Source organism: Rhizobium sp. 007, assembly GCF_015353075.1.
Classification (GTDB): Bacteria; Pseudomonadota; Alphaproteobacteria; order Rhizobiales; family Rhizobiaceae; genus Rhizobium.
Genome location: NZ_CP064187.1, coordinates 1594192 through 1613479 on the forward strand (window position 1 = coordinate 1594192; position 19288 = coordinate 1613479).

21 protein-coding genes and 1 pseudogene are annotated in these 19288 nt (G+C 60.4%); 11 read left to right on the top strand and 11 right to left on the bottom strand.

Annotated features, from left to right (window positions below; genetic code table 11):
- Positions 1 to 8 precede the first annotated feature (8 nt).
- Together gyrA and ISN39_RS08065 are read left to right on the top strand one after the other, a co-directional pair.
- Positions 9 to 2795: a DNA gyrase subunit A gene (gene gyrA / locus ISN39_RS08060; RefSeq protein WP_074068105.1), complete on the top strand. Its 2787-nt coding sequence runs from the start codon at positions 9 to 11 to the stop codon at positions 2793 to 2795.
- Between the two features lie 463 nt (positions 2796 to 3258).
- Complete coding sequence (locus tag ISN39_RS08065; protein ID WP_246763309.1) at positions 3259 to 3459, top strand: hypothetical protein; 201 nt, start codon at positions 3259 to 3261, stop codon at positions 3457 to 3459.
- A gap of 99 nt (positions 3460 to 3558) precedes the next feature.
- On the opposite strand, the gene ISN39_RS08070 is transcribed toward ISN39_RS08065, so the two are convergent.
- The 3 genes from ISN39_RS08070 to ISN39_RS36195 all read right to left on the bottom strand — a co-directional run bounded on the left by ISN39_RS08070 (position 3559) and on the right by ISN39_RS36195 (position 4199).
- Positions 3559 to 3696 (bottom strand): hypothetical protein, encoded by a 138-nt coding sequence (locus tag ISN39_RS08070; RefSeq protein WP_166677326.1) that lies wholly within the window; start codon positions 3694 to 3696, stop codon positions 3559 to 3561.
- 33 nt (positions 3697 to 3729) lie between these two features.
- Positions 3730 to 3885, bottom strand: a complete 156-nt coding sequence (locus ISN39_RS08075; RefSeq protein WP_022715592.1) for a hypothetical protein — start codon at positions 3883 to 3885, stop codon at positions 3730 to 3732.
- A 161-nt stretch (positions 3886 to 4046) separates the two neighbouring features.
- Complete coding sequence (locus tag ISN39_RS36195) at positions 4047 to 4199, bottom strand: hypothetical protein (RefSeq protein ID WP_246763310.1); 153 nt, start codon at positions 4197 to 4199, stop codon at positions 4047 to 4049.
- Between the two features lie 182 nt (positions 4200 to 4381).
- Between ISN39_RS36195 and coaD the strand changes: the two genes are divergently transcribed.
- The 6 genes from coaD to ISN39_RS37610 all read left to right on the top strand — a co-directional run bounded on the left by coaD (position 4382) and on the right by ISN39_RS37610 (position 8592).
- The gene (gene coaD, locus ISN39_RS08085; RefSeq protein ID WP_074068109.1) at positions 4382 to 4876 is read left to right on the top strand and encodes a pantetheine-phosphate adenylyltransferase; all 495 of its coding nucleotides are present in this window, start codon (positions 4382 to 4384) and stop codon (positions 4874 to 4876) included.
- A 27-nt stretch (positions 4877 to 4903) separates the two neighbouring features.
- Positions 4904 to 5470 (top strand): peptidylprolyl isomerase, encoded by a 567-nt coding sequence (locus ISN39_RS08090; protein WP_194729698.1) that lies wholly within the window; start codon positions 4904 to 4906, stop codon positions 5468 to 5470.
- A gap of 24 nt (positions 5471 to 5494) precedes the next feature.
- A complete protein-coding gene (locus ISN39_RS08095) occupies positions 5495 to 6004 on the top strand; it encodes a peptidylprolyl isomerase (RefSeq protein WP_039844879.1) in 510 nt (169 codons plus the stop codon).
- Between the two features lie 71 nt (positions 6005 to 6075).
- Entirely contained in the window at positions 6076 to 7161 is a 1086-nt protein-coding gene (gene queA / locus ISN39_RS08100) for a tRNA preQ1(34) S-adenosylmethionine ribosyltransferase-isomerase QueA (protein WP_194729699.1), read from the top strand.
- Positions 7158 to 8288, top strand: coding sequence for a tRNA guanosine(34) transglycosylase Tgt (gene tgt / locus ISN39_RS08105; protein WP_194729700.1), 1131 nt, complete (start codon positions 7158 to 7160; stop codon positions 8286 to 8288). Before queA ends, tgt begins: the two co-directional genes overlap by 4 nt.
- On the top strand, positions 8212 to 8592 hold the full coding sequence (locus ISN39_RS37610) for a YgaP-like transmembrane domain (protein WP_194729701.1): 381 nt from the start codon (positions 8212 to 8214) through the stop codon (positions 8590 to 8592). Before tgt ends, ISN39_RS37610 begins: the two co-directional genes overlap by 77 nt.
- Here the strand turns inward: ISN39_RS37610 and ISN39_RS08115 are convergent.
- The 3 genes from ISN39_RS08115 to ISN39_RS08125 form a co-directional block, all read right to left on the bottom strand.
- A complete protein-coding gene (locus ISN39_RS08115; protein WP_074070262.1) occupies positions 8538 to 8966 on the bottom strand; it encodes a DUF4864 domain-containing protein in 429 nt (142 codons plus the stop codon). The two genes, ISN39_RS37610 and ISN39_RS08115, sit on opposite strands and share 55 nt — an antisense overlap.
- Before the next feature lie 332 nt (positions 8967 to 9298).
- Entirely contained in the window at positions 9299 to 10507 is a 1209-nt protein-coding gene (locus ISN39_RS08120) for an MFS transporter (RefSeq protein WP_194729702.1), read from the bottom strand.
- 13 nt (positions 10508 to 10520) lie between these two features.
- Complete coding sequence (locus ISN39_RS08125; RefSeq protein ID WP_194729703.1) at positions 10521 to 10736, bottom strand: DUF1127 domain-containing protein; 216 nt, start codon at positions 10734 to 10736, stop codon at positions 10521 to 10523.
- Positions 10737 to 10871: 135 nt separating this feature from the next.
- Here ISN39_RS08125 and ISN39_RS08130 point away from each other — a divergent pair, with 135 nt between their 5' ends.
- Positions 10872 to 12380, top strand: coding sequence for a winged helix-turn-helix domain-containing tetratricopeptide repeat protein (locus ISN39_RS08130; RefSeq protein WP_194730130.1), 1509 nt, complete (start codon positions 10872 to 10874; stop codon positions 12378 to 12380).
- Between the two features lie 64 nt (positions 12381 to 12444).
- Here ISN39_RS08130 and ISN39_RS08135 read toward each other — a convergent pair whose 3' ends face one another.
- The 5 genes and pseudogenes from ISN39_RS08135 to ISN39_RS08155 form a co-directional block, all read right to left on the bottom strand.
- Entirely contained in the window at positions 12445 to 12837 is a 393-nt protein-coding gene (locus ISN39_RS08135; RefSeq protein WP_194729704.1) for a GFA family protein, read from the bottom strand.
- A 259-nt stretch (positions 12838 to 13096) separates the two neighbouring features.
- Complete coding sequence (locus ISN39_RS08140; protein WP_074068124.1) at positions 13097 to 13513, bottom strand: GFA family protein; 417 nt, start codon at positions 13511 to 13513, stop codon at positions 13097 to 13099.
- A 45-nt stretch (positions 13514 to 13558) separates the two neighbouring features.
- Complete coding sequence (locus ISN39_RS08145) at positions 13559 to 14023, bottom strand: SRPBCC family protein (protein WP_194729705.1); 465 nt, start codon at positions 14021 to 14023, stop codon at positions 13559 to 13561.
- 2 nt (positions 14024 to 14025) lie between these two features.
- Positions 14026 to 14340, bottom strand: a complete 315-nt coding sequence (locus ISN39_RS08150) for a helix-turn-helix domain-containing protein (protein ID WP_194729706.1) — start codon at positions 14338 to 14340, stop codon at positions 14026 to 14028.
- Positions 14341 to 14913: 573 nt separating this feature from the next.
- Positions 14914 to 16286, bottom strand: a pseudogene (locus ISN39_RS08155) (ISNCY family transposase).
- Between the two features lie 581 nt (positions 16287 to 16867).
- On the opposite strand from ISN39_RS08155, the gene ISN39_RS08160 reads away from it, so the two are divergent.
- Together ISN39_RS08160 and ISN39_RS08165 are read left to right on the top strand one after the other, a co-directional pair.
- The gene (locus tag ISN39_RS08160) at positions 16868 to 18022 is read left to right on the top strand and encodes an MFS transporter (protein ID WP_194729707.1); all 1155 of its coding nucleotides are present in this window, start codon (positions 16868 to 16870) and stop codon (positions 18020 to 18022) included.
- Between the two features lie 454 nt (positions 18023 to 18476).
- On the top strand, positions 18477 to 19286 hold the full coding sequence (locus tag ISN39_RS08165; protein ID WP_074070265.1) for a methyltransferase domain-containing protein: 810 nt from the start codon (positions 18477 to 18479) through the stop codon (positions 19284 to 19286).
- Positions 19287 to 19288 lie beyond the last annotated feature (2 nt).

Below are 19288 nucleotides of genomic sequence, written 5' to 3' on the forward strand. Positions count from 1 at the left end.
GATCTGTTTTGACTGAACAAACACCCCCAGGTGGCGGGAAGCTCCCGCCGGGCATCGAGCCCATCTCCATCATGGAGGAAATGCAGCGGTCCTATCTCGATTACGCGATGAGCGTCATCGTCAGCCGCGCGCTTCCGGACGTGCGCGACGGCCTCAAGCCTGTGCACCGGCGCATCCTCTATGGGATGTCCGAGCTCGGCATCGACTGGAACAAAAAATACGTCAAATGCGCCCGCGTCACCGGTGACGTGATGGGTAAATACCATCCGCACGGCAATGCCGCGATCTACGACGCGCTCGCCCGTATGGCGCAGGATTGGTCGCTCCGCCTGCCGCTGATCGACGGCCAGGGCAATTTCGGCTCCGTCGACGGAGACCCGCCGGCGGCCGAACGTTACACGGAATGCCGTCTGCAAAGGGCGGCCCATTCTCTGCTCGACGACCTCGACAAGGAAACGGTCGACTTCCGCGACAATTACGACGGCACGCTCTCCGAGCCCGTCGTGGTGCCCGCGAAATTCCCGAACCTTCTGGTCAACGGGGCAGGCGGTATTGCCGTCGGTATGGCGACCAATATTCCGCCGCACAACCTGACCGAAGTCATCAACGGCTGCATCGCGCTAATCGATGATCCAGCGATCGAACTGCCGGAGCTCATGCAGATCATTCCCGGTCCGGATTTTCCGACTGGTGCGAAAATCCTTGGCCGCGCCGGCATCCGCTCGGCTTATGAAACCGGCCGTGGTTCCGTGATCATGCGCGGCGTTGCCGCGATCGAGCCGATGCGTGGCGACCGCGAGCAGATCATCATCACCGAGATCCCGTATCAGGTGAACAAGGCTACGATGATCGAGAAAATGGCCGAGCTGGTGCGCGAAAAGCGCATCGAGGGCATCTCCGATCTCCGCGACGAATCCGACCGCCAGGGCTATCGCGTCGTCATCGAGCTGAAACGCGATGCCAATGCCGAAGTCATCCTGAACCAGCTTTACCGCTACACGCCGCTGCAGACCTCCTTCGGCTGCAACATGGTGGCGCTGAACGGCGGCAAGCCCGAACAGATGAACCTGCTCGATATGCTCCGCGCATTCATCTTCTTCCGCGAGGAGGTCGTTAGCCGGAGAACGAAATTCCTTCTTCGCAAGGCGCGCGAACGTGCGCATGTCTTGGTGGGTCTCGCGATTGCGGTCGCCAATATCGATGAAGTGATCCGCGTCATCCGCCAGGCGCCCGATCCGCAGTCCGCGCGCGAAGAGCTGATGACGCGCCGCTGGCCCGCGGAAGATGTTGAAAGCCTGATCCGCCTCATCGACGATCCGCGCCATCGTATCAACGAGGATATGACCTATAACCTCTCGGAAGAGCAGGCGCGCGCAATCCTCGAGCTCCGCCTTGCCCGCCTAACAGCGCTCGGCCGCGATGAAATCGGCGACGAACTCAACAAGATCGGCGACGAGATCAAGGATTATCTCGATATCCTGTCCTCCCGCGTCCGCATCCAGACGATCGTCAAAGACGAGCTGACATCGGTTCGCGACGAATTCGGCACGCCGCGCCGCACCGAGATCGTCGACGGCGGCCTCGAAATGGACGACGAGGACCTTATTGCCCGCGAGGACATGGTCGTTACCGTTTCGCACCTCGGCTATATCAAGCGCGTGCCGCTGACGACCTATCGCGCCCAGCGCCGCGGCGGCAAGGGCCGCTCCGGCATGACGACGCGCGACGAGGATTTCGTTAGCCGGCTATTCGTGGTCAATACCCACACGCCAGTCCTTTTCTTCTCCTCGCGTGGCATCGTCTACAAGGAAAAGGTCTGGCGCCTGCCGATCGGCACCCCGACGTCTCGGGGCAAGGCGCTGATCAACATGCTGCCGCTGGCACCTGGCGAACGCATCACCACGATCCTGCCTTTGCCGGAGGACGAGGAGAGCTGGGAAAGCCTCGACGTCATGTTCTCGACGACACGCGGCACGGTTCGCCGCAACAAGCTGTCAGATTTTGTCCAGGTAAACCGTAACGGCAAGATCGCCATGAAGCTCGAGGAGGAGGGCGATGAAATCCTATCCGTCGAGACCTGCACCGAACATGACGACGTTCTGTTGACGACGGCGCTCGGCCAGTGCATCCGCTTCCAGGTCGATGATGTCCGTGTCTTTGCGGGCCGCAATTCGATTGGCGTGCGCGGCATCAACCTTGGCAATGGCGACCGCATCATCTCGATGACTATCGTCGGGCATGTCGATGCCGAACCTTGGGAGCGTGCTGCTTACCTCAAGCGTTCCGCTGTCGAACGCCGCGCCACGGGCGTCGACGAGGAGGATATCGCCCTGGTCGGCGAGGAAGTCACCGAAGAGGGACTGCTGACAGACGAGCGCTACGAGGAACTGAAGGCACGCGAACAATTCGTGCTGACAGTATCACAGAAGGGCTTCGGCAAGCGGTCGTCTTCCTACGACTTCCGCATCTCCGGCCGCGGCGGCAAGGGCATTCGCGCCACCGATACCTCCAAGACGAGCGAGATCGGCGAACTCGTCGCCGCATTCCCGGTCGACGAGGGCGACCAGATCATGTTGGTCTCGGATGGCGGGCAGCTGATCCGCGTCCCGGTCGGCGGCATCCGCATCGCCAGCCGCGCCACCAAGGGCGTGACGATCTTCTCGACCGCCAAGGATGAAAAGGTCGTCTCCGTCGAGCGCATCAGCGAGCCGGAAGATGACGGCGAGGAGGTTGGCGAGATCGTCAACGAAACGCCGATCGAAAGCGGTGAGGCGCCACCTGCAACGGAAGAATAATTCTACCAGGCTTTGGTTGAGAACCGGGCGGCCCCTGCCGCCCGGTTTTTTATGCGCTAATCCGATGTTCGCATCGCCGCGCTAAGATCGTTTCACCCACATTCTTTCGGATATTGCCAAAGCAGGAGGCACGATCCCGCGAAATTGTCGGCATTGACGACATCGTGGCGTCGTTCACGGTGCGGCAGGCCGATCAGAGGCCACCGCCCGGCGAGCTGATCGCGGTTCCCGCGTACTGGGTTTGAAAGCGACAGGCTGCTTGTCTCGGTGAAGATTGCCGCTCTCGCACAAATTGCTGCGCGACAGCCGATTGCTGATCCCTGCATCGAGTATATATTCGCATTCTAACAAGGAAGGCGCCCATGGCAGTGGCTTCGCGGATCGCGAAGACGGGGGCATTTGCAGGAATCAATCGTCGCAACGGTCGTCCTGCTGTCTGCAGGCGTCTTCATCGCGATCGGCGATGCCCCGGCGCATGGTCTTCCGTCCGCCGGGTGAGGGACCGGTCGCGCTGCCGGAGAGCGTGAAGATCCTGGGCTGGGGCACTGCATTCGTCGTCGTGACCGGCGACAGTCCTGATTGTGTGCGCAGGCCCTACGCTTCCGGTGTCTTGATGGTGCTGCGTTTCCGCAAAAGCGGCTGCCTAGCCTGGCGGCCGGCCTGAAACCATCCAAAGAAAAAGCCGGACGCGGGGACGGCGTCCGGCTTTTTGAATGGCCCCGAGCGCTGGAGGGGAAGGCGCTCAAGGGCAGGGGAACTCAACTCAGAAAGTGCTGTGCTTCTTCTCGTTGAACGCCTTCACTTCTTCGCTTTCGCGGCGAAGCGCGGAAACGGTTGACGCCACAGACACGATGAACATGACGCTGATGAGAGCGGTAAGAACAGTCAAGATCGTGAACATGGGCAATCCTTTCCGAAGTTGCGTTCACGTTCCTCAGTACTGGCTTATGATGGCCGTGCGGGCCGAAGCATAAGGACCATATACCTTGGACGTATCGGTCTTCTGGTCATAGAGTGCGACAGTTGCGGTAAGCATTCCCGTGATCATTGCCATCCAGAATACATTGATGATGGTAATCTTATCGGGCATCTTGTTTTCCCTTCGTGCAGCGTATCGCATCTACGCTTCGGTTAAGTGAACGTATCCGTCTGAAAATGGTTCCGGCGGATGTTGGCGTGTCGTTTAGCAAGCCCGGTCTGAAGCGACCTTGAATGCCTTGTTCATCTGGCGTTCAGGTTCGGGAGCAGGTCTCAACGCGCCCTTCCGAGCTGCCGCATGATGGCGTGATGCTCGCTGACTTCGGCGCGCACCCAGCGCATCGTATAGCGGTCCTGCAGGTAGCCATATGCCAGCTCCGCGAGCAGGGAGAGAACGACGGCAAGGGCGAGAAGCAGGATCAGCATGTCGATATCTTTCGGAAGTGCCCGATGCGGGTGGCATCGGCTGCGTTGCTGTTTCCGATTATGCGTACCGCATCTGAAACCGCGTTGAACGCGGCATTCATCCACCGTTCAGCAGGGCGGCAAATGACTTGCGGGATGCGGGTATCCGTGACAAAAGGCATCGAACAGAACGGCCGGGTCCTATGACGACTGCTTTTTATCCGGGGTCCTTCGACCCGCTCACCAACGGACACCTGGACGTGCTCGTCCAGGCGCTGAACATCGCCGAAAGAGTGATCGTTGCGATCGGCATCCACCCCGGCAAGGCGCCGCTGTTTTCCTTCGAGGAGAGGGCGGAGCTGATCCGGAACGCGCTTGCCGATGCCATGCCGCAGAAAAGCGGCAGCATCTCTGTCGTCTCCTTCGACAATCTGGTCGTAGATGCCGCGCGCATGCATGGCGCGGCGCTGCTCATCCGCGGCCTTCGCGATGGCACCGACCTCGACTACGAAATGCAGATGGCGGGCATGAATCGGCAGATGGCACCGGATGTGCAGACCATCTTTCTGCCGGCAGGGACGGCCTCACGGCCCATTACCGCCACATTGGTCCGTCAAATCGCGGCCATGGGCGGCGACGTCAGCGCCTTTGTGCCGGCCGCCGTTTTGAAGGCCCTTCGATCCAAGCGCAAATCTTGAGGCGTTTTCCGCCGCAACGGAGCTCACATGAAACTTTTCTATATTGCATTTGCCGGCGTGCTTTACCTCGCCTCCTTCGTTGGCGACGTGTTTGCCCAGGCCGACCACACGCTGACGATCCAACTCAAGGATGGTCCCGTCGTGATCCAGCTGATGCCGGACGTGGCTCCCAAGCACGTAGCGCAGATCGAGGCGCTGGCGAAGAAGGGGGCCTATGACAACGTGGCCTTCCACCGCGTCATCGACGGCTTCATGGCGCAGACCGGCGACGTGCAGTACGGCAATATGTCGAAGGGCTACGATCCGAGCCTTGCGGGCACCGGCGGCTCCGATCTGCCGAACATTCCGGCCGAATTCTCCAAGGAGCCGTTCGTTCGCGGCACGGTGGGCATGGCGCGTGCCCAGGATCCGAATTCGGCAAACTCGCAGTTCTTCATCATGTTCGCGGACGGCTCCTTCCTGAACGGCCAGTACACGGCTGTCGGCAAGGTCGTCTCCGGCATGGAAAACGTCGACAAGATCAAGCGCGGCGCCGGCCAAAACGGCGAAGTGACCGATCCCGACCGCATGGTCAAAGTTACCACCGGCAAGTGATTTAGTGAAAAGAGGAGAATAAAAATGGCCGAGATCAAGGATCCGGAAAACACCGTTATCCTGGAAACCACCAAGGGCAAGGTTGTCATCCAGCTGCTGCCGCAGGTGGCCCCCGAGCATGTCGCCCGGATTAAGGAGCTTTCTCGCGAAAAGGCCTATGACGGTGTCGTCTTCCACCGCGTCATCCCCGACTTCATGGCGCAGACCGGCGACGTCCAGTTCGGCAAGAAGGGCGGCGAGAACTTCAACCCGGGCCGCGCCGGCATGGGCGGCTCGTCGAAGCCTGACCTGAAGGCAGAATTCTCCGCGACGCCGCATGTCCGCGGCACCTGCTCGATGGCGCGCTCGCAAAGTCCGAACTCGGCAAACAGCCAGTTCTTCATCTGCTTCACCGATGCGCCGTGGCTGAACAAGCAATACTCCGTCTGGGGCCAGGTCATCGAAGGCATGGATGTAGTCGACACGATCAAGAAGGGCGAACCGGTCAGCGATCCGGACTCCATCGTCTCGATGCGGGTTGCCGCCGACGCCTGATTGTGATTTCTGCTGAAACCCGCCCTTGCGCGAAGGCGTCGGGCGGGTTTCGCTTTGCCTGAAAGTGCCCGATGCGCGTAGACCTTTTCGATTTCGACCTTCCGGCTGAACGGATCGCCTTGCGGCCCGCCGAGCCACGCGATAGCGCGCGCCTGCTCGTCATCGATCCGCATGCTGAACCGGCTCTCGGCGACCATGCCGTCGGCGAGCTGCCGTCGTTCCTGCGGGCAGGGGATGCGCTTGTCTTCAATGACACCAAGGTCATTCCCGCGCAGCTCGAGGGCGTCCGCCATCGTGAAGGGGCAGGCGGCCAGCAGGTCTCGGCGACATTGCATATGCGCGTCGGCGCCAGCCGCTGGAAGGCATTTTCCAAGCCCGGCAAACGCATTAAGGTCGGCGATCGTATCGCCTTCGGCCACGGCGGTGAAAGCTGCTTCCTCGGCCAGCTCGATTGCACCGTCGAGGAGAAAGGCGAGGGCGGTGAAGTCACCCTTGCCTTCGATCTTTCCGGCCCGGCGCTGGACGAGGCAATCGCCTCCGTCGGCCATATCCCGCTGCCGCCCTACATCGCCGCCAAGCGTCCGGACGACGAACGCGACCGCACCGATTACCAGACGATCTATGCCCGCGAGGAAGGTGCCGTCGCAGCGCCCACAGCCGGCCTGCATTTCACGCCACGACTTTTTGAGGCAATCGACAAGGCCGGCGTCGAGCGCCATTTCGTGACGCTGCATGTCGGCGCCGGTACCTTCCTGCCGGTCAAGGCCGATGATACTGACGATCACAAGATGCATCTCGAAAGCGGCTATGTCAGCGCCGAGACGGCGGCAAAGCTGAATGCCGTCAAGGCGAGGGGCGGGCGCATCATTTGTGTCGGCACGACATCGCTACGGCTGATCGAAAGCGCGACCGCGGACGATGGAGGAATCCGCGCCTGGGCGGGCGCCACCGGCATCTTCATCACGCCCGGCTACCGTTTCAAGGCAGTCGATATCCTGATGACCAATTTCCACCTGCCGCGCTCGACGCTCTTCATGCTGGTTTCGGCCTTTGCGGGTTTCGAAACCATGCAGGCGGCATACAAACACGCCATTTCGACAGGTTACCGTTTCTATTCATACGGGGATGCGAGCCTTCTTTTCCGGAAAGACAGATGACCGAGAATTTCCAGTTCACGCTCAGAAGAACCGATGCAGGCGCCCGCCTCGGCGAAATCTCAATGCCGCGCGGCACCATCCGCACGCCGGCCTTCATGCCGGTCGGCACGGTCGGCACCGTCAAGGCCATGTATCTCGACCAGGTTCGCGAAACGGGCGCCGACATCATTCTTGGCAACACCTACCACCTGATGCTGCGCCCGACGGCAGAACGCGTGGCGCGCCTCGGCGGCCTACACAGCCTCATCCGCTGGGAACATCCGATCCTGACGGATTCCGGCGGCTTCCAGGTCATGTCACTTTCAGGTCTTCGCAAGCTCGACGAGCAAGGCGTCACCTTCAAGTCGCATGTCGACGGCAGCCTGCATCACATGTCGCCGGAGCGCTCGATCGAAATCCAGGGGCTGCTCGACTCCGATATCCAGATGCAGCTTGACGAATGCGTGGCGCTTCCGGCTGAACCGCGCGAGATTGAACGCGCAATGGAGCTTTCGCTGCGCTGGGCTGAACGCTGCAAGGTCGCCTTCGGCAACCAGCTGGGCAAGGCGATGTTCGGCATCGTGCAGGGCGGTGACATTCCCGCACTCCGCATCCGCTCGGCCGAAGAGCTGGCACAGCTTGACCTCAAGGGTTATGCGGTCGGCGGTCTTGCGGTTGGCGAACCGCAGGACGTCATGCTGAAGATGCTCGAGGAAACTTTGCCGGTGCTGCCCGGCGAAAAGCCGCGCTACCTCATGGGCGTAGGCACGCCCGACGATATCCTGAAATCGGTTGCCCGCGGCATCGACATGTTCGACTGCGTGATGCCGACCCGCTCCGGCCGCCATGGCCTGGCCTTTACCCGCCGCGGCAGGGTCAATATCCGCAACGCTCGCCACGCGGAGGATCTGCGTCCGCTCGACGAGCAGTCGAATTGCCCGGCCTCGCGCGATTATTCGCGCGCTTATCTCCACCATCTCGTCCGCGCCAACGAGGCGCTCGGCGGCATGCTGCTCTCGTGGCACAATCTCAGCTACTATCAAGAACTGATGCAGGGCATCCGCACGGCGATTGCCGAGGGTCGCTTCGCCGATTTCATGGCGGAAACCCAGGAGGAGTGGGCAAAGGGCGATCTCGAGCGCGCTTGAGGCCGATGGTCTGCCGGTTGTCGGCGCGAGCCAGGGCGCGCCGCGCCTGACGATCTCCAGGCAGGTCCAGATCACCGTCGGGACGCTGGTTCTGTTGTCGGTGCTGTGCGAATTTCTCCTTCATCCGGCAGCTTTTGCTTTCGCCGGCCTTCTCGGCGCCGCGCTCGCATTTTCAGGCATAAGCGGCTGGTGCGGCCTGGCGATCCTTCTTTCCCGCATGCATTTGGAACAGGGTCGGCTGCACCGCCGTCAAATGCCTTTGCTGTCGGTGTTCGGCACGATCTGCACGCCGTTGATCTTGTAGCCGCCGTCGGGCTGCCGCATCATCTGGTAGATCGCCGTCCAGTCCTTGCCGTCCCGGCCGGATATCAGGACCTCGTGATAGATCATCGCGCCGTTATCGATGGAGCGGCTGCGGCCGAAAGCATAGTTCCCGGGATGATAGACGGGTTCGTAGCGCTTCTTCACCATCGCAAAGAAGACGCCCTTGTCCGGATACATCGCCTTAATGCCGGGCGCTGCAAAGGAATAGGCCGTCTCCGCATCATCCTTCAGGAAGGCCGTAATCTGATCCTCGATGATATGCCGCGTCGTCTCGACCGGATCTTCGGCCCGCGCCGGTATCGATACAAAGATCAAAGCAGCACACAGCGCAGACACAGAGGATAAAGCGCGCATGGATTTCTCTCCGGCGATATAAAGCGGAGTGTAGAGTACTTTGCAGATTTGGAAAGTGGGGCAGTTGCTGCGTTCATGCAGGCTGTCAGCTCGCACGGCGTCCTCCACCGTCGCGGAAGTCCTTGCGCGTCACCTTGCGTCTGTGTCGAAGACCAAAAGCGACATCCGTCCTCCGTCTGCAGCGGCGACTTGGTGTGCCGCCAGCAACGGCAGTCCCGATGGAAGCAAGCGCGGCCGCACGCCCTTTTGAATTGGGAGATCTTCGGCAGTCATGCTGGCTCCCTTGGTAAAATCCGGCATACCAACGATGCGGCGCGAGGCAAGTGCCTCGATCAGCCCCGTCGTCTCTCCGCCATCAGAAGCACCGCCAGTACAAAACAGATAAGGCTCAGGGACGATGGCAGCCCTTGGTGTCCGATCAGTTGCATCGCTAGTCCTGTCGCGGGCGAGCCCACGATGCCGCCGATACCCCATACGAACGCGAAGGCCGCGTTTCCGGCGATCAAGGCTTGACCGATGAAACGCTCGCCGAGTTGGATCAGCGACATGGTGTAAATCCCAAATGAGACCCCGCCCCAGACGAAAACGAGCGGCCAGATGAGCCACGCGTTGAAGAGCGACGGCAGCAGCAGGCAGCCGGCCAGCGAAGCCAGGGCACAGAATAGCATGGTCCGCGTCGAGCCGAACCGTTCGGCCACGCGCCCGAGCAATATCTGCAGGACGGCATTGCCTGCGGTGAAACAGGCGATGAGCGAAGCGATACGTGCTTCGGCACTGCCAAGCGCGGTACCATAAACCGTGAATAAGGAAATCACGACTTGCTCGAAGGCGGCAGCAGTGAAAACCGCGAACAACAGAAGGGGTGCCCGTGCGAAGAAGCCGCCGACCGATGTTGCCTCACCTTCATGCGGCATCTTCGGCAGGCGCGGCACGACCGCAAGTACGATCAAGCCGCAGAGAGGGAAGGCCACGATGCCGATCATGAAGGGCGGCCAGCCCTGCGTGCCGACAAGGCCGAGCGACAGCGGGCCGATGGCGAAGCCACCCGAAACGATCGATGAATAGAGGCCCATGATGCGGCCCCGGCGTGGCGCGGGCGTGATCGTGATCAGCCAGGTTTCGCTGATCACGTAAAGCGGATTGGCGAAGAAGCCGAGCAGGAAGCGCAGAGGCAGCCAGGCCCAGACCTCCTGCTTCCAGGCAATCGCGATCAGGATGAGCGCGGCGAGGGTGGAACAAAGGATCGCAAGCCGCGCCGCGCCCACGCGCCGCGCCAGCGTCGGAACGAAGGGCGCGGATACAATGAAACCCAGCGGCGTCATCGCCGCCGACAAGCCGATCAGGCCGGGCGCCGTCCCCTGCCGCTCCAGGATGAAGCTGAGCAGCGGATAGGTCAGCCCCTGTGCCACGGCGAACACCGTGACCGTCGCGATGATGCCCGCCATCGCGGCCCATGGGATCCGATCCTCTCGCGGGGACGTCGTGCTGTGCAAGTGCCGGCAAACCGTTGCGGCACGCGGAAACTGGCGCTCCGGTGTCATTGCAGCATTCGCCTTATCGCTGCCAGAAGGGCTTGGCGATCTCTGCCTCGACCTGCCGCCTCGTCAGACCGATATCGTCGATCAAATGGGGATCATCCTTTGACTTTTGCTCAAGTTGCCAGCGAAGGCGTTTGCGCTCGTCCCAGGTCGCGATAACGCTTCGCAGGGTCGCCAGGCTGTAAGTCCGACGCGAAACTTTCGCCAGCCCCACGGGGGGAACATCGTTCATGGCAACCTCCATATGGTTTGAGGGTCCAGAGCCCTCGACCTGAAAGAGGTTGAATTCTGCAGGATACGAAGGGCGCCGTAATTAAGCTCCCCCAAATAGTTCCAAAAACTTCCAAACAGGCTATAGATGCGCCGTATGCAGGGATCGCGCTTTGCCTTTGGTCCGTTCGTGCTTGATCCGGGTGCCGGAACGCTCCTTCGGAACGATGATCCCGTTGCCGTCGGCTACCGCGGACTAAAGCTGCTTGCGGCGCTTGTCGGACGGCCTGGCGAAATCCTGGGCAAGGCCGAGTTGATGGACGCGGCGTGGCCGGGCACAGCCGTCGAGGAAGGTAACCTCACCGTCCAGATCGCGCAGCTCAGGAAGCTGCTTGGTCCGGCCACCGATGGCGGTGAATGGATCGCCACGGTTCCGCGCGTCGGCTACCGCTTCACGGGGGCCATCGAACACCTCGGTGGCGCGAAGCAAAAACCTTTGCCACTGCCCGACAAGCCATCGATAGCCGTGCTGCCCTTCGTGAATGTCAGCAACGATCCCGAGCAGGAATCCTTCGCGGATGGGTTGACTGAAGACCTGATTACCGACCTGTCCAGGATCTCCGGCCTGTTCGTCATCGCGCGCAACTCGGCCTTTGCCTACAAGGGAAAGGCGATGGCTGTGCGCGGGATCGCTGAGGACCTCGGCGTGCGCTACCTCCTGGAGGGGAGCGCAAGACGTGCCGCTGGGCGCGTACGCATCAACGCCCAGCTGGTCGACGCGGTGAGTGGCGATCATCTATGGGCGGAACGCTTCGATCGCAGCCTGGACGATATCTTTGCCGTTCAGGACGAGGTCACTGGCAAAATCGTGGAGGCGCTGCTCGGCCGGCTGCGTGCACCGCCGCCGCGCAATCGGCCCAAAAATCTCGAGGCTTACGATCTCTGCGTGCGGGCGCGCAAGCTGATGGATGACTCGCCGCAGACGGCGCGGGAAGCGCATCTGATGCTGACGCGCGCGGTTTCGCTCGATCCGGAATATGCCGAGGCCTATCGCTGGCTTGCCGTGAACCACTGGATGGGATGGGTACATAGCGGCGGACCAACGGAAGCTGCCCGCAGCGACGCTTTGAAGCTTGCGCGCAAAGCTGTAGCACTCGATCCCAACGATGCTGGCTGTCGCTGGAGCCTTGCTTACTTGCTTGCCTATGAGCGCAGCTTCGCCGAGGCGGACGCGGAATTCGCCAAGGCGATCGAGCTCGACCCGAACGAAGCCGACACCTGGGCGGCGCTATCCGACATTACGGTCCTGGCCGGGCGGGTCGAGGAGGGCCTTGAGCACATCCGCAAGGCGTTCCGGCTGAATCCGCTTCCGGCAAGCTGGTACTATCTGACGCTCGGCCAGGCGCTATATGCGGCCGGTGAATACGAAGCCGCTATCGAGACACTGCGTCGGGAGGAGACTTATCGTACAAGCTCACGCCGTTTCCTGGCGGCAAGCCTTGCCCAACTTGGCCGGCTCGACGAGGCGCGCGCAGAGGTCGAACTGTTCCTTGTCGGTAACCCGCATTTCACAACCCGCCACTGGGCCACGACGGAGCCGTTCCGCGACGCCGCGACGCTCGAGCATTTCGTTGATGGCTACCGCAAGGCCGGTCTTCCGGAGTGACCCTCCCAAACGGCCATTCAATCCGAAGGCCGCTGTATCGGCGCCTTCGCACCGTTCGTGCGACCTATTCCTCAAAGCGGCTCGTGGTGTCACGATCGCGGTCGTATCGTCTCGTGAGCGGAAACGGCGGCAACCAGGACTCGCGACGGACGATCCAGCTTTCGTAGGTTGGCATCAGCTGGTCAGGGGCATCCAGGGATCCCAGGTTCACTTCAATTTCGTCTGCGGTGCGTGCGAAAACGGGTGAGCCGCAGCGGGGACAGAAACACCGCCCCGCGTAGTCGCGTGCTTCGCCATCGATCGTCACCGCATCCTGAGGGAAGATCGCGGAAGCGTGAAAAAGAGCCCCATGATGCTTCCGGCAGTCGAGACAATGACAAAGGCCGACCCGGTATGGGAGTCCCGACGCCACAATTCGGACGTTGCCGCACAGGCAACCGCCGGTGAATCTGTCCATGTTGCGTCTCCTCTAAGGTCAAACGGTCGGACCAGCCTCGATCTGACCGGCTGGTCCGGATTGCAAGGCAGATAGGGGCGGGTGCATCACCCACCCACAGGCTTTAGATCCCATGAGCAGTGAACAGCGGCCGGCGCTCTGGCAGAGAGTGAGGGCTGCATCAAAGCACTCGCTCGGAAGGAATAGATCATGGGAACCACACTCGTTCAATCAGAAGTACAGGCCGCTGTCTGTAGTTTCGTATTGCTCTCAACCGAATTTATCCGGGTGGCATTCGCTCGAATTTCTGCAACGAGGAATCAATCGTGTCCCACCCATGGCCGCGAATGGTGTATGTGACCAGCTGCGGGTTGAATTGGCCAGGATCGTCAAGGCTGGTGGCGGGGACCGCAATCAGCTCCGGCATTGCGACGGATGTCAGATAGACCGGTGTTCCACAGGTGGGGCAGAAGGCGTGGACCTTTTCGTTCCCGCTGTCGCCCGCTACCCGCCAGGTGTTCGGTTCGCCCGTAATTGTCATATCGGCTCGCCGGGGGAAGGTCAGATAGGATCCATGCCCCGTGCCACTTCGTTTCTGGCAATCGCGACATTGGCAGTGATTCTCGAAGATGGGTTCGCTGCTCGTTTCATAGCGGATCGCGCCGCACGCGCATCCGCCGGCATAAGTCTTGGTCATTATCATTCTCCCGCTGGCAGACTTGTTAATTGGCACCGCAAGGGATCAGGCCGATTTTGGCTTGGCGAAAAGGTCAATGCCGCTGCCGGTTTCCAGGAAAGATTTCAGGCTGGACAGGACGGCCGGCCAACCTTGTTTGATGCCTTTCGCCATCCCGCTGTCGGCTTCGAGTTCGTCATGGGTGACGGTCAGCCGGACCATGTTGTCGTATTCCTCGATCGCGAACGTCACCCGACTGTAGCTTGCCGGGTCGGAGGCCTGCGAAGCATTCGCCCAGGTGATGACGAGACGGGTCGGCGGCGAGACCTCAATGACCTTGCCAACGAGTTCGACAGTCCGCTCATCGTTGGCACGGATATGTTCCCATTTCGATCCGGGCTTCCAGTCGGAGACGTTCTCGTGGCCCCAGTAGCGCCTTGCGACGTCCGGTTTCGTTATGGCCTCGAACACCTTTTCCGGGGTCGAGAGAACATAGGTCACGTATACAAAGCTGGTCATCTCTTTGGTCATTGTTACTCTCCTTCGAGTTCCTTCTTCAGATCATGCAGCAGGCTAAGCCGCTGATGTTCGAATTTCCGCACCCACCGTTCGTAGACCTCGTGGAGCGGCACGGGGTTGATGAAATGCAGCTTTTCCCGACCGCGCCTAACCGTGCTCACGAGATTGGCCGCCTCCAATACCCCGATGTGCTGCGTGACGGATTGCCGGGCCATGTCCAAGTTGTCGCAAAGCTGGCCGAGCGTCTGCCCGTTCTTCTCACAAAGAAGGTCAAGCAGCTTTCTGCGTGTCGGGTCGCCCAGCGCTTTGAAAACCTTGTCAGCGTCCATTGGTCTCACTCGAATGTGAAACCACAATATGCAGGTATCCACCTGCATGTCAAGCGCAGGTATTTACCTGCTTTTCAAGTGGCAGCGGTCGAGGTGATCGAGCGTCGAGCGGCGTGGGGTAGGCCGATGGCCTTGTGCCGGATTGACGCTGCGCCGCTCGTGCTGATCCGATCCAACAGCCGACGCACCTGGCGCGCGCTCAGATCAAGCACATGCGCCGCCGACACCAGCGGGCAATCTTGCGGCGTTCATCCATATCGATCTGGGAGTAGGTGCGTTTCATGTCTCGTTCCTTGCAAGGATAAACCGTTGTTATCTATTGCAAGTCGCACTTCATCCTTGAACCCACCCCCACCCGGCACCTGTGGCGGGGAAGTTGGAATGTCCGCTTCTGCGCAAAGTTAAAATGTCACTTTGGGCGCGTCTTCAGCCACTTAGAAATGCGATACTCGACATCTCCACTTGCGCTGAGGCAAGCCCCCGACCGGACCGGCTGGGCCGGGTTGCAAGGGAAGGGAGGGGCGGGTGAGAGGCACCCCTTCGGCTTTAGCTTTGAGACTGTGCGATGACGGATCATTCCGCAGCATCAAGCCGGGAAAGTGCTGCCTCTCGCCGCGCAAGCACCACCGGATCGTTCATGAAATCCGTCTTCCGACCCGGCTTGCGGCCCCGCGGTTTGTAGCCATTCTTCTCACTGTTGGTCCTCACCTTTGGTCCAGGCAACTGCTCCTGACGTGCTTTGATATAGGCCAGCACATCGCCGAGCCGCTTGTTCTCGGTAATCGCCGCATGCGTCACCCGCTGGTCCTTGTCGAACGTCCGGTAGGGCAGGGAATGCCCCTTCCACCGCACATCCAATCGACCATCCGCATAGGCATAGGTCTCGACATAGCGACCAGCCAATCCGCGCGTCACCTCGGTCTCCTCCAGCATGATCCGCTGGCGCTCGAACGAAAACGTCAACTGCGATCCGACATAACGCTGTTCGCGCTTGCACAGGATCTCCTGCAGCCGATCCTGTGCAAGATTCATCGGCCGGTGCAGGTCTTCGGACCGGGCAGGGACAATCGCAAACCGCGCATTGTAGTGCTCCATGAAGCCAGGCAAAAACGCATTGCCAGCCTCCATGTCGCAGATGCCCGCCAGCCGTAGTTCCTTGACCAGCCGATCCTGCAGCGTCCGGTTCATCCGCTCGACGCGCCCCTTGGCCTGGCTGGAGTTTGCACAAAGAATCTCGATGTTTAGCTCGCAAAGCGCCCGCCCGAACTGGGTCATGCCTTGGCCACCTTTGGCATCCTTCTTCGCCACCCGGAACACCGAGTGCTTGTCGGAATAAAACGCCACCGGCGCGCCGTGATGCTTCAGATAAAGCTCCAGCGCCTCGAAGTAAGTGAAAGCGCTCTCCGAGCGGACAAAGCGCAGCTGCATCAACTTGCCCGTCGCATCGTCGACGAACACCAGCAGCGAGCACGGTTCACCACGATCTTCGAACCAGCGATGTTCCGAGCCGTCGATCTGCACCAGTTCGCCATAGGCCTCGCGCCGCAAGCGTGGCTGATGAAACGTCCGCCGCTGCTTGCGTGATAGCCACAGGCCAGCATCCACCATCCAGCTGCGCAATGTCTCGCGCGACACACGCACTCCATCGCGTTCGGCAAGCTTCTCGGCCGCCAGCGTCGGACCGAAGTCCGCATAGCGTTCGCGCACCAGCGTCACGGCGTAATCGCGAACACCGTCGCTGATCCGGTTGTTCGACGGCCGGCCGATCGCCTTGTGCGGATCGATGCCGCACCGCCAGTGCTGATCCGCTCCAGCAGCCGACGCACCTGGCGCGTGCTCAGATCAAGCACATGCGCCGCCGACACCAGCGTCATGCGGCCGGCGATCACTTTCGACAAAATCTCGATCCGCTGCAGATCACGCTCGCTCATCGCAATCAGTCCCATCCGCAATCTCCCAGGTCATCAAAACCCGGGGAGAGTGACATTCTTACTTTGCAGAATCAGGACACTTTAACTTTGCGGCTACAGCACCACATCACATAAGATAGATTATGGAACGGGAACGCTTCGCTGGTGAGGAAGGAAGGAGCCTATAAGAACGGAGCAGAACTGGCACAAACAGGCGAATTCCGTACATCATCAGGAACCTAGAACGACACAAACCGTCGAGCCAGAATAATCTTCCGCGTGCTTGGCTCCCACCAACGAGCTCCGCTCCCGCATTGCATTTTGATGGTTGCGTTAGCCGACACTGCGGGCGAACACGAACTACAAGCATCGATCGCTGCGGCCATTCACCGAAAGCGCGCTTAGTCCTCGGTTCCACAGCCACACCCAGAAGCCTCGGCAGACGGCGGCAACGCTTCTTAGCGTCGCTCGCTTGCCTGTGCGTTTGAGATGCGTAGTGGCAACTAAACGCCACAAACCGTGCCTACACCACTTACGAGTGAGCGTTCATGTTGTTATCGGGGGGCAGTTCTCCTAAAAGGAGGTCTCCCACCGTTTCTAGACTCCGGAGCTACAACATGCACATCGGACCGCAGCAGCGGATTTATGTCTGCTTCTTCCTGTTCGCTGTTTCGATGGGCGCTATGCTGTCGCGTCTTCCGGACATTCAAGACGCTCTCCAGATTGACAAATCTGAGCTCGGTTTGACGCTGATTGGAGCCGCGGTCGGCGCGTTGGTTTCACTAACGTTTTCGTCCCCCATCGTTGCCCGCCTCGGAGCACGTACCACCGCTTTTCTTACCGTGTTGGGAACGTCCGCGTGTCTTGCTCTTGTGCCTTGGGTGAGTGCTGCTCCTTTGGTTTTCGGCATTCTTTTGTGCGAAGGACTGCTGGCAGGAGCGCTGGAGATCAATCTCAACGTCGAGATTGACCGCATTGAGGCGCAGCTTGGACGGGGCGTCATGAACCGGGCACATGGATTCTGGAGCCTTGGCTTCTTCGTCACAGCCCTGGTTTCGGCCGCAGTCCGCCAGGCCGGCGTATCAACGCAGCTTCATCTAGGATTGACGTTCGGGTTTGTCCTGATCGCCGGTACGATAGTAATCGCTGGCATGCGCAATGCCCCTGCAAGAGTGGCGCTTGATCATTCAGACGCGGGGCGTATCGCGCTTCCGACAGTTGCACTGCTTCCTCTGTGTGTCATTGGTATCGCCGCATTCCTGGTCGAGGGCGCGGGCATTGATTGGTCGGCGATCTATATGCGCGACGTCTTCCAATCCGAACCGTTCGTCGGAGGGCTGGGCCTCACGTTTTTCACCTTCTTCATGGCTTTGACGAGGTTATTTGCAGATCCGTTTGTCGATCGCTTCGGCTCCCGAACGGTCGCTTTGACACTGCTCCTCGTGTCAGCCGTTGGGCTTTGCGCGGTGTGGCTTGCTCCGCATCAATACATCGCCCTTGTTGGATTTGCGCTCATGGGCGGCGGTTGTAGCGTGGTATACCCCCTTGCCGTTTCTGCAGCGGCGCGGCGCTCGGACCGAGCCTCCCATCTCAATGTCGCGGCATTGGGCCAAATGTCGTTTGTCGTGTTCTTCCTCGCTCCACCGCTCCTCGGTTTTGTGGCGGAGCACGCTGGTATCAGGACAGCGTACCTTGTATGCCTGCCAGTCATACTTTCCGCTTTAATATGTGTTCGGTCCCTCTCCGCTCGCCGCCGACTGGCTGCTGCATAAAGCACTATGGAAACTGCTCCGTTGGCATTCACTGGGATATAAACACCTGTCCAGCCATGCGGCCACAAACGGCGCGGGCGCCGCTCCGTCGACAGCCCCCTCTCCGCGCCGGCGAATTCGTACGGGGCACCAAACGCAAGTCCCCGCCTGGTGGGCGCTCATCGATCTCGGAGACACTAAACGGCAGAATGACCTTGGGTCGTGTTGCCCTGCTGTCGAGACCTTGGATGCGTGGATCCGACCAGGATGCCGCTGCGAAGGACAACCCTCACAGTGTGGGACGTCCCGGTTGACCGTCGAGGTGTGGTCCTTACTAGGTCTTTTGGGCTAGTTGCCTTGGCTGTCGAGTGTGACACTTTACTCGGAACAAGGAAAGTATCGAGAGACAGCGCTCCGCTGTGTCGTGCGTCGCTCGCTCGGCGCGATGCGCCGGCAAGCCAAGGAGAAGAAGATAATGACCGCGACCGATGCGCATTTCCAAGGAGACATTCCCGCGATCTACGAGCAGTTCCTCGTGCCGATCCTGTTCGAGGGATACGCCTCGGATTTGGCGGCCCGCGTCGCGGACTGCCATCCTGAACGTGTTCTGGAAGTCGCCGCAGGATCGGGTGTGCTGACACGGGCGATGGCGACCAGGCTTGCGCCGGAGGTCCAAATCGTCGCTACCGATCTGAACCAGGCGATGCTCGATATCGCAGCGAAGAAGGGCGTTGGCCGTCAGGTCGAGTGGAAACAGGCGGACGCACTCGAGCTGCCCTTTGACAGCGCAAGTTTCGATGTTGTCGCCTGCCAGTTCGGCGTTATGTTCTTTCTGGACAAGCAGCGCGGTTATGGGCAGATACTGAGGGTGCTGAAGCCTGGAGGGACGTTTCTTTTCAACACTTGGGCCTCGCTTGCCGAAAACGAAATTGCCCGCACCGTTTCCGAGGCAATCGTCGCGGCTTTTCCCGACGACCCCACGCGGTTTCTCGAACGAACGCCGCATGGCTATTACGAGCGAGAGACGATCGAGAATGATCTCAGGCACGCGGGCTTCCGGAAAGTGACGATCGATACGATAGACATGGCCGCGCATGCCCCCTCGCCGCGCGACGTCGCAATAGCATTCTGTCGGGGTACGCCATTGAAAATGGAGATCGCCGCGCGCGCTGCCGATGACGAAAAGGCTGTTCAAGCGGTCGCCGCAGCGTTCGAACAGCGCTTTGGCAGCGGACGGATTCATGGAAACCTACGTGCTCATGTCGTTGTCGCTGAGGTTCGCTAGCC